9 protein-coding genes are annotated in these 9063 nt (G+C 42.9%); 4 read left to right on the top strand and 5 right to left on the bottom strand.

Going from position 1 to position 9063, the window contains the following annotated elements; genetic code table 11:
• Positions 1 to 26: 26 nt before the first annotated feature.
• From ACQQ6X_RS14860 to ACQQ6X_RS14875, 4 genes are all read right to left on the bottom strand, one after another.
• Positions 27 to 464 (bottom strand): hypothetical protein, encoded by a 438-nt coding sequence (locus ACQQ6X_RS14860; protein WP_305165960.1) that lies wholly within the window; start codon positions 462 to 464, stop codon positions 27 to 29.
• A 188-nt stretch (positions 465 to 652) separates the two neighbouring features.
• Positions 653 to 811, bottom strand: coding sequence for a hypothetical protein (locus tag ACQQ6X_RS14865; protein WP_305165961.1), 159 nt, complete (start codon positions 809 to 811; stop codon positions 653 to 655).
• A 10-nt stretch (positions 812 to 821) separates the two neighbouring features.
• The gene (locus ACQQ6X_RS14870; protein WP_305165962.1) at positions 822 to 1388 is read right to left on the bottom strand and encodes a hypothetical protein; all 567 of its coding nucleotides are present in this window, start codon (positions 1386 to 1388) and stop codon (positions 822 to 824) included.
• Between the two features lie 13 nt (positions 1389 to 1401).
• Entirely contained in the window at positions 1402 to 2916 is a 1515-nt protein-coding gene (locus tag ACQQ6X_RS14875; RefSeq protein WP_305165963.1) for a DUF4153 domain-containing protein, read from the bottom strand.
• Positions 2917 to 3063: 147 nt separating this feature from the next.
• Here ACQQ6X_RS14875 and ACQQ6X_RS14880 point away from each other — a divergent pair, with 147 nt between their 5' ends.
• The gene (locus ACQQ6X_RS14880; protein WP_305165964.1) at positions 3064 to 4806 is read left to right on the top strand and encodes an ABC transporter substrate-binding protein; all 1743 of its coding nucleotides are present in this window, start codon (positions 3064 to 3066) and stop codon (positions 4804 to 4806) included.
• A 206-nt stretch (positions 4807 to 5012) separates the two neighbouring features.
• On the opposite strand, the gene ACQQ6X_RS14885 is transcribed toward ACQQ6X_RS14880, so the two are convergent.
• A complete protein-coding gene (locus ACQQ6X_RS14885) occupies positions 5013 to 6413 on the bottom strand; it encodes a helix-turn-helix transcriptional regulator (protein ID WP_326401276.1) in 1401 nt (466 codons plus the stop codon).
• Between the two features lie 340 nt (positions 6414 to 6753).
• Between ACQQ6X_RS14885 and ACQQ6X_RS14890 the strand changes: the two genes are divergently transcribed.
• The 3 genes from ACQQ6X_RS14890 to ACQQ6X_RS14900 all read left to right on the top strand — a co-directional run bounded on the left by ACQQ6X_RS14890 (position 6754) and on the right by ACQQ6X_RS14900 (position 8918).
• On the top strand, positions 6754 to 7626 hold the full coding sequence (locus tag ACQQ6X_RS14890) for a hypothetical protein (protein ID WP_305165965.1): 873 nt from the start codon (positions 6754 to 6756) through the stop codon (positions 7624 to 7626).
• A gap of 15 nt (positions 7627 to 7641) precedes the next feature.
• Positions 7642 to 8688: a radical SAM/SPASM domain-containing protein gene (locus tag ACQQ6X_RS14895; protein WP_305165966.1), complete on the top strand. Its 1047-nt coding sequence runs from the start codon at positions 7642 to 7644 to the stop codon at positions 8686 to 8688.
• Positions 8689 to 8774: 86 nt separating this feature from the next.
• Positions 8775 to 8918 carry a hypothetical protein gene (locus ACQQ6X_RS14900; RefSeq protein ID WP_305165967.1) on the top strand — a complete coding sequence of 48 codons (144 nt, stop codon included), beginning with the start codon at positions 8775 to 8777 and terminating at the stop codon, positions 8916 to 8918.
• Positions 8919 to 9063: the final 145 nt, after the last annotated feature.

Consider the following 9063-nt stretch of genomic DNA (forward strand, 5'->3'; position numbering starts at 1 on the left):
TTAGATTGCCAATATCTCAAATCCTCTTAGTCGTGTGTGTAGAATTTCACTCCTGGCAGATCAGCTGCCACCCAAGAATAATTGATAGTATTACTGTTGTAATTTTTGGTCCCCGCCTGAGCAATCTGTACTTCCTTCAAGATCGTGATGGATGAACCCTTCGGTCTGACGACGACGACATGACCGTGCCCATCTGCTTTTTTGATCCCGATCGTAGGATACCCGAGATTTGCTCTTTTTTGAGCATCCTGAAAGGTTACGGAGGACCAGCCCGGTGCCTTTTTATTCAATAAATCATCAGCCATTTGGTTGGCTAAGCCACTCGGCAAGGGTGCCGACATCGCAGACATGACATCTTGGGCGAAAATATTGCATTTCGTTCCACCTACCGGCGAATACTTTTTGTTCGTTTCCACCTTAAAACCGTCGATTACAGATGCGTATGTGCTTGCACTTCTAGCCATTGAAAATTCCCCCTGATTATAAGTTGTAGAGGAAATGACGGAGTCGCTTGAACATCTGAATGGCTTTCCACATTCAATTGATGTTGGCTTCAATTCCCTCTCAACTATTAGGGTGATTTTCGGCTTACTTTAACAACGTATTACGACAGAAAATAAACTATATTTTTATAATGTATACCCCTTATTGTTTAATCAGCACCTAGCTGAAGGCTTTCATCACTGATTATGGTTGGAACGATAAGCTCAGGAGTAGCCGCAGGCTTAGCCTGTGCAAAATAGTCTGTAAACCCCACCATTAAAGCAATGCCGATAAACAACACAAGCCATTTATGATTCTTTTTCATCATCTATAACCTCTCATTCTTCACTGCGCCCATTCAGCCACTTGAACCAGTGGAGCAAATGTCTAAATCGGTATTCATGCTGGGAGGCATACGTCCATACCTCCGGCTCTTCACCCGGTTCCTTCCAGACGAGCATGGAAAAGTGACCTTCTTCCTCGCTTGCAACCGATAGCAGCGAAAGACGATCATCACCGAATCGGTAAGGGGCCGATTCCACCCAGTAATTTCGCATATCGCTGATCCAGCTGCGGAACTGCTCAGTAGCTGCGATCCGCAGCACTTCATCAGGAAGAAGCAAGTGCTCATGGATGTCCTTCCAATCCCCGGCATATTGGTACCGCGCTGCTAACATTGGACTGAGCGGTCTGGATTTACCTAGAGCCAGCGTAGGCATACTGGTGACGGGAACGACTGGTCCAATACGCTGGATAGCACTAGCACGGGCTTCCTCCTCACTCATTCCGTAGGACATAGCCTCCACGAGAAAATCGTTCCGTCTTACACCAAATTGATGCTGGTAGTGTGACATTTCATCCTGTAGCTCTAGTGCCATACCTTGTAACGTATCTGTTCCAATCATCCCCAAACACCTCTCATTTCAAAATATAGTCGTGCAATTCTCGTTGCGCTCGATACGTAGCCCAATTGAATTCTGGCCAATCTGATTCTTCTCTCGTCATGCTCGTCAAGCGGGCTTGTAAAAACTCATCCAGCGTTCCATGTTCCTTGCGGCTAAAATCAATCAGTAGCGGAATCGCATCCGCTGATAGCTCACTCAAATATTCCTTGTCTATCACCGATGTTGTGCGATACCGTTCGAGATTATTTTCAGCTATCCGTACATCCATGCCCACATAGTTCACGACGACATAAGCGATCAGAGCAAGTACAATATAATATTTCGCCAGTGGAAGCTGACGGACATGAATACGCACAGCTGCAATGAGCAGCAGCAAGCCTAGAAAAATCATAAACGCGTGTACCAGATAGCGGGTATACGTATATCCGTATGCTTCTTCGTACATGACCAGTCGGGTATATCCTGAGTACAGCATCACACCCGAACAACCTACGAGTAGGTACAGCAGGCCGCTGTTCAATGTTTGTGCTATCCCTGAGCCGAATTCAGTCCACTTCAATACACTGATCATCAGCACAAAGTTGATACCTGTGACCATTACCAGCTCTCCGAACCCTCTTCTCGCATATTCGGCATACGAGGTTCCTTCTGGCAAAGCACCTTCCCATGCGCCAAACAGATATCCAAACTGCAGCACAACGAACACAACATACACCAGGTTCATAGCAATCAGCACTGTAGCCGTAATGACAGGATCAAACCTGATCGCGACTGGCTCGTGGTAAGGTACTGTGGATGATGGCTGAACCTCTCTCTCCGTTTTCCGCGGAGCAGGCTGTACGAATCCCCACAAGTAACAGAAGAAGCAGAAGGTGAAAAAGCAGGTCCAGATTAGCCGCAGCATGCCACTTCCAAAGGACAGCGTACCGATCCACTCAGGTATGCCGGATAACAAATTTTTGAACATCCCATCTGCCGAAGCCAGTAAAGATATAATAATGAACAATAGTGGCAAGGCGATAAGCAAACCGATCGTCACTTTACCTAACACACGTTTACGCTCATCTTTTACATTCCGAAAGGCTGCCGTTTTGGCCATCCGAAACGGAGTCACGATATGACGAAAGTTTTGATAAAACCAATGGCTTAGCGCCTGACCGATAATACCCGGTTCTGACCATCCATGCCTGTTCTCCCCAAACAGCAGCACCATATGTACGCTAATCAGAGCAGGTATAGCCAGGGCATTTAGCACATAAAAGACTAGGTTATTGAACAGCACGTATGTCAATGCCAGCATGAAAATGATCACAAATAGCAAAAGATTTATCCATGAACTGGGCTGGAAACGATCTCGATTAAAGGTATACATATAAGCATAAAATACAGCAACAAAAATAGGCATAGACACGCCCAGCCCATGTCCGTAGAACAGATATTGATGAACCAGTGCCAACACAATGGCGCCAGCAAAGGCGGACAACAACGACGGTTTTGGCAAAGACGTTCCACTCATCTTGTCATGCATGGTAAATACCTCCACAACTATGCTTTATAACCCTTATTGTAGATGATAAAATAAGAAGATAAAGAGAAATTAATCGAAATAAAATTTCCTATTTTATAAAAGCAGGTGCGCTTTTAATCAAGCATAGGAGAAAGGGAGCATGCCTGAATGAAACTTCACGCCCAATTTTTACGACTTCACTCCCATGCAGCTGACGACAGGGATGAGAACCATACCATAGAGACTACGCTGGATGAACTGGCAGCTATTTTTGACTGCACCCACCGCAATGCCTTAATGATCGTTCAGAAAATGGAGCAGCACGACTGGATCCAGTGGACTCCCCGCCGAGGCAGAGGCCGACGTTCCAGTCTGCGCTTCCTCATTCAGCCGGAAGACATTGCCGTGCAATCCATGATGCAAGCCATAGACCGCCATGATATCAAACGCGCGCTGGATGAAATTCGAGTTCACTCGCGGTCCTCCACCATGCAGGAGCATTTACAAGGCTGGCTGCTGAATTATTTCGGGCATCATGCGGAGGTGCGCAGTGATCAGCAGCAGATTGACACGCTGCGTCTGCCTATCCGTCAGCAGCTCTATACGCTGGACCCGTTGTATTTGAACTGGCTGGCCGAGTCCTTCGTATCCAGCCATGTTTTTGACGGGCTGGCCCGCCGGGCGAACGAGAGCGGTGAAATTTTGCCGGGACTGGCGCACGCTTGGGAGGTGGATACCACTCGTACGCAGTGGACCTTTTTCCTGCGTAAAGAAGTGCTGTTTCATAACGGCAAAATACTGACCGCAGAAGACGTCGTCTATACCTTTGAGCGACTGAGTCGGGCGCCGGGAAGGAGACTGTACCATTTTATTGTGCGGAAAATTCAGCACGTTCAGGCGTTAAGTCCGACAATGGTACGTTTCATACTAAAGGAGCCGAACGAGCTATTTCTGTCCTTCCTGTGTACCAGCCGGGCTGCGATTGTGCCACGTGAGCTTAATCAGGTGGGTGAAGCCGCCTTTGGCGTCCGTCCTATCGGTACGGGGGCTTTCAAGGTCACGGAAATGAACGAAAGCCTATGCATACTGGAGGCTTTTGCGCCTTATTTTCAAGGCCGTGCTCATCTAGATCGGGTAGAAATCGTCCAGCTCCCGTGGGCGACTAAGCTGGAATCGCCAGATATGGAGGACACCGCTTCTTCTTTTCACATTATCCATAATCCTATACTGGCAAGAGACACAGATACCGCATGGAGTCAGATTCACTCGGCGGCCTCGGTACGCAAATTTATCACCTGTAACACATACAAGGACGGGCCGCTGCGCAACCCGGAAATACGTGCTCGCATTGTAGCATGTCTCGATCATCGCCCCCTTCCTTCAGTAGGGGATTCATCTAACGCCAACGACTCATGCGAACCACTGGCGACGCTGCAAATTGCCACCATTCCCGAGTATAGAGCAGATGCAGAGCGGGTCGCGGCTCAGCTCGAATCCTGTGGATATACCTGTAGCATCGTGGCCGCACCCATGAATGAATTTAAAAGCTCATCTATTCGGATGGAATCAGACTTGATCATCTTTTCTCTGTTTCGGGATCGTGATGAGCAATTGCGCCTGTTTGATCTGTATCTCAATGTATCCGGGCATGTGGAGCCGCATAGCCGCGTGGATATCGAAAGACTGCTGCGCGAAATTGCACGGGAAGCCGATCATACCGTGAGGGCACAGCAATTTGAGCATATCGAAACTCGGCTCATGGATGAGCACCAATTGCACATCTTATATGAAAAGCCCGTTCAGACGGCCTATCTTCCTTCTGTGCGCGGCGTATCTTTTAACAGCCAAGGCTGGGTCGATTTGCGTCATGTCTGGTTTCCACCTACCCAACCTCCGGCTCCGCACTCTTAACGGCAAGAGTCCCCTTCAAATGCATTTCCACATCAAAAAAGGTATCCCCTTTTTCATAAGAGAATACCTTTTTTAACGTTATCTGGACCCTCTAAGTCGATGTTTCAAAGGATGACGATGCCCATCCCCCCAAACCATGACTTTGGACATCACTAGGGTCCTCCGTAGGAGGGGAAACGGGTGGAAAATTCAATAGGATAAAAACATTAAATGCGAGCAGAGAAAAAACGATCTTTTTTATCATGGATGTACTCTACCTCTCCAAGTAAGTTTTTATACTCCTCTTTGTCCTCAGAAGTGGCAGTATGCCGATACTTTTCAAATAGTCCTACACATTTGATGGTGACAGGATTACCATTGAGCACAACGGAATAGGAAAGGCTTTCGAGTAAAAATTTCATACCCTTGGAATACCGATGTTTGTTGAGATCATAACAAGCCATCTCTGCCAAAAATCGTGCATAAAGATCTGCTGACATTTGCTCTGTATAAGTGCCTACCTTGGTATGCTGATCTGCAAATGCCTCAATTTGTTTTTCAAAGTGTTGCAGTACATGATCTACATTAAAATCATACCGGTTGGCTGCTACCATTATCTTATGTAACCCGACCAGAATTTCGCCCTCGTTTTTTTCCAAATAATCTACATACTGTGGAATCACATCCAGGCTGCCAGACATCAACTGATACAAATACCTATTGGCCTCAGCCCAGTTGCTACAAAGAGCCTTCAAATGCCGGGCTTCTTCTGTATCCTCTTGCACCCAGCTCAAATCAGAATATAGCGATACATATTCCAACGCCTTCTGGTAATCCCCGCGCTCATCCCACACCCCGGCACGCAGCACGTAAGAATATACGATATACATAAACAAAGGACCCTTAGGTTCCTTGCCACGCTCTGATTTCTTGGTGTTTCCGTATTTTTGCTCGTATTGTACTTTGGCTTTTTGAGCCATTTTTTCAGCAAACCATTCTACTTTATCCCAACGTCGCAAGGAGGCATACGTATTAGCCAAGTCTCTTAGGGCATCCAATTGGTCTGCCTCACCCAACCGCTCCACAAAGCTTTCAAAATGTGTGGCTGCCCATAAATTTTCATCCTGGTCATCGCCAATGGCAATCGTAAATAAACGGTATTGGCAAAGCGCCAGCCGCTCCGAATGTTGATACTTCTCGCTTTCCGCCACATTTTTATAAATAATGGCCGCCGCCTCGAACCTGCCTTCGCTGAATAATTCCTCCGCTGTCTCAAACAAAGCCGGGGCGTATATGAGATAGTCCATCATAAACTCCACGACTTGCTTAATACAATCCAGTTTGTTCAGCTCTGCACAGCGATGCAAAAAGGGACGAACCCTTCGCCAATTCGGCGCCGTATTTCGTATAAATTCATCAATATAGAGCTCATAGAGGCTCCCCTCTTCAAGCCCCATGCCGGCAGCAATTCGGTCCAGCAGCAGCATCGCAATCGGCCGGTTCCCGTTAATAATGGCACTGATCGTACCTGCATTAATACCTGTGTTCTCCCCAAACTTACTAATCGTAATTCCTTCTCGTCTGATATACTGCTCCAGCTCTGCGCGAATAGTGGTTGTTTCCTTCAAATCAGGCACCCCCAGGGATAACTTGCATGTTTTCAATTCAAAAAAAGAAAATTCCCGTGAATATTCCCTTAATTATACAAAAGAAAGCCCACTTAGCCAACCGCCCAAGTACATTTATATCAAAAAATTCAGCACACTACCAATTTCGTGTATCCAAATCCAGAAAGAAATTTCCCATTTTAAATATAAAATTAAAAATATTGACATAATTATGAGTAGGAATACAATATACGTAGATTACTATTTAAGACATAGATAAATTCTTACATTAAAGCTAAATTCGTTCAATTCTCTGATTTATGATTTTCCTAGTATTACTTGATTAGAAGGAGGAGGTTTCATGTACCTAAAAGAAGCGAGCGCTGTTGACAATACTAGATATCAACACTCTAAACCCATTTTTAACGAAAAGGCAATTTCCTTTATGAGAAAAGAAAAGAATGGCTTCGTAAGTTGCCATTCAAACATTGTGCCACAGCTAAGAGAGATTTTAATTAACCCGACAGCGCTGAAAATTTTAGATTTTTGTGATGGTAAGAAGACCACTAATGAAGTCATGGAAGAAATCTTATTATTTTTCAATAACGCAGATAAGGAACAAGTTGTTAAGGATTTAAAAAATGTGTTATTTGATTATTCCAGGTTTGGCCTACTTAACTGGGGAGAAATGGGGAATCCTTTTATGCAGACGAAGATAAGAACATTGAAAGATGGCTACACATTAAGTTTAGCGGAGGAAGGAAATTTACAACAGCTAAAAGATTTCTTCAAAAAAGAGAGTGTAATAGCTGATACATCGATACTAGAATATTTAAATCCAGTTAGAGATGTAAAAGAGTATACTGATGAATTATCCTACAGATCAAAACTGTTTACATATGCCGAGGAATTTTTTCTCCTTAAAAATCCTAGTGGGAGATTGGAAGGAGTAGTCTCGGTTTTCTTGCCTACTCAGAAAAATTCAACAACATCTGTTCTTGGCGTCATTAAAATTAATGCGCGATTTTTTGATGAGATAATTTCTATGATAAAAGAAACTTTACAAGATATTGCTGTAAAAAACATAACGAAAATAAAATATCAGAGCATAATGAACAATAAAAATCATGAAGAAATTTCTCGAAAATTAACAAAACTTAATTTTACTAAAGAGGGTCTTTTAATAAACGAAATTGACGAAAAAAGTCTTGAAATATTCAGTTATATATACTGAAAGGGGGAATGCACAATGAGTACAACTGATATTTTGCTTGATCCAGCTAATATTTTAAAAGGCCCTCACCAAATAGCTTTTGATATTACAAATAAATGCAATCTACGTTGTCTGCACTGCTACAATAATAGCGGGGATAATATAGTTTCTACCAATGAGCTGTCAGATAGTGAGGTCATGGATTTTATTGAAGACGTGGGAAAAATGGAGTTGTTCAACTTTTGCTTTTGTGGTGGAGAAACTTTGCTAAGAAAAGATTTAATATGCAAAGCGTCTTCTCGGTTAAAATCATTGGGAGTAGCAAATATCTCGATGGTAACAAATGCACTACTTCTAAATGAGAGAACTATAATGCAACTAAAAGAAAATGGCGTTAACCGTATACAAGTTAGTCTCGATGGTTCTAAGGCAGATTCCCACGACCGTTTGAGAAATAAAAAGGGGGTTTTTGATAAAGCTATTTTGGCTATAAATCTTTTGAAAAAGTTGGATGTAAAATGCTCTGTCGCTTTTACTCCTACTTGCTTTAATGTCGATGAAATCGAAGAGGTTCATTCCATTTTAAGTAAAATCGGTATAGATGGAGAACTTCGAGTTCAGCCACTAATGTTACTAGGTAGAGCTGATGGAAATGAATCGTCTATTAATGTAAGTAAAATGCAATATCGTCAACTTGTAAAAGAAATTAACCGGATTAATAATCAAAACACTTCACTAGAAATCAAATGGGGAGATCCTATAGATCATTTAATAAGATTTCGAACCACATCCAGCAGTCAATGTGTAAATCATTGTAATGTAAGAGCTAACGGAGATATTGTAGTTTCAGCATATTTGCCTTTAGTTGTTGGTAATTTAAGAAATCACAGCTTTAGTGAATACTGGAACTCAGGTTTAGGTAAAGTATGGGAAAATAAGATTCCTTCTGTCATAGCAAAAACTATAGTATGCATTGAAGATATGAACAAAAGAAATGATGGCATTCCAACTGTCTGGCGGGATAAGGATATCTATATTGATATGATTGACAAAGATTTGAATGATATAAGTAATCTCAAATAAAATGATCAAATTAATTAGCTATATTACCAGTTTCATTAAAACATCTTTAGTGCATCTAAAACCACTTTAAAAAGGAGGTGAGAAAAATGGAATATTCACGTCCAAGCGTTTCTGCTTTAGGAAACGATGTAGAGCCTGCGGGAACTTGGTTATGGACCGAACAAGTTGTTGCAGGTTTGGCTTATGCAGTAATTACAGTAGTTCTTACCCAAATAGATGTTACGCCTTAATTTAAGTTATTTTATTTAGGGCAGTGTTACATAAGCTTAATGGAAGATAGATAACTGCCCTATTCCTTATAAAACACTATACATAGGAAGGATTAATATTATTGTGAATAAAAACACATTAATTGGAATTGCCAAAGGTAATATT

The organism is Paenibacillus ottowii (assembly GCF_050516475.1).
Lineage (GTDB): Bacteria > Bacillota > Bacilli > Paenibacillales > Paenibacillaceae > Paenibacillus > Paenibacillus ottowii.